At 31.2% G+C, this 1,271-nt stretch carries 1 protein-coding gene and 1 pseudogene; both read left to right on the forward strand.

Going from position 1 to position 1,271, the window contains the following annotated elements; all coding sequences use genetic code 11:
* Positions 1-29 precede the first annotated feature (29 nt).
* Positions 30-707 carry a hypothetical protein gene (locus AB4496_RS26960; RefSeq protein ID WP_009846199.1) on the forward strand — a complete coding sequence of 226 codons (678 nt, stop codon included), beginning with the start codon at positions 30-32 and terminating at the stop codon, positions 705-707.
* 309 nt (positions 708-1,016) lie between these two features.
* Positions 1,017-1,271 (forward strand): annotated as a pseudogene (locus AB4496_RS26965) (YcxB family protein); the annotation flags it as partial.

Raw genomic sequence — 1,271 nt, forward strand, 5'->3', positions numbered from 1 at the left:
GTGGAATATATTGTGAATGGAGTTATTAAATGAAAGTAATTGTTAATTACATAATTGTTTTTTTAGTGCCTATTTCGTCATTGTTGTCATTCGATATACTATCGAAAGAAAGGGAAGTGGAAATGATTGACATAGTAAAGGAGTGTGAGGTTTTAAAAGAAAATGCCGATAATGGTGATCATAAAGGGTATAAAAAACTAACGGATTGCTATTTTTATGGGATGTTGGGGAATATAGGTGAGATTAATTATAAGAAAATTGATTATTATCTGAAAATGGCAGTGGATACCGTAGATGACGATCAAAGTAAATTATTACTTGCTCGCTCATATATGCACTATCCTAGCCGAAGTTGGTTATATGATGAATCTGAGGAGTTACTAAATAAAATAAATCATAAGGGGGAAATACAGTATAAAGTGTTATATTGTGATGCTATTATTAGTGGTAAATTTTCAAATAGTGGTGATTATGATTTAACATGTCTAGAGGAAATAATTGATCATGGAAATAAGCCTGCTTTATATGCGTATATGGAGAATTATAAAAATAACTATCATAAAGGATTAGATTATAAGGAAGAATATTTAAATCTCTTTTATGAAGAAATATCAGATAGCGAATCAGAATCATTAAAGGGGTTTCTTGAAATGAGGTGTTTTTTTATTCCGTTAGAGCTATGTGATCCTGTTAGTGCTTGGGAGTAAAAGTAAATAATAAGGTAAGGTCTAATGAAATGGTTCGCCTCATCGGCACCGACTAAGATAAAGATGAGAATTCACCCGAAAGAGGCAAACGGCTTTGTCTCCAAATAAGTGCTGAAGACGAGGTCAGGTCTTTCCTTTTACTATAGGGTAAAGGCTTTGGCTAAAAATAAACATTCCTTACATTAATAACTTAAAATGCTAGCCGACAATATAGGTTTACTAGTTTGTGTGTGTTCCGTGTATTGATCTAATACGATTATTGTATTGTTCTACAACTACGCAAGTCGATGTATACATAGGGAAGTTATAATGATCAAATCAATTAAAATCACCAAAAAGAACTACTTGGATTTTTCAGGTTTTGCTTTAAAACGACTGAGTTCATCGCAAGAAAGTACAAAAAAGAACTTTATAAAGAGCATGATGATTGGCTTTTTTATTGCTGTTTTTTTTATGTCAGTCGCTATAAATATTGGAAGGGTTAACTTTTCTAGTTTTCATTTGCAAACATTTTTAATGACAATGACACTTATTTTTATATTATTTTCGGGTTTTATTTATAAC

The organism is Vibrio sp. 10N.222.46.A1, from assembly GCF_041473595.1.
Classification (GTDB): domain Bacteria; phylum Pseudomonadota; class Gammaproteobacteria; order Enterobacterales; family Vibrionaceae; genus Vibrio; species Vibrio tasmaniensis_A.

Bases quoted from the DNA above. Each gene is read 5' to 3' on its own strand.
- AB4496_RS26960 (WP_009846199.1), top strand. From the start codon at position 30: ATGAAAGTAATTGTTAATTACATAATTGTTTTTTTAGTGCCTATTTCG.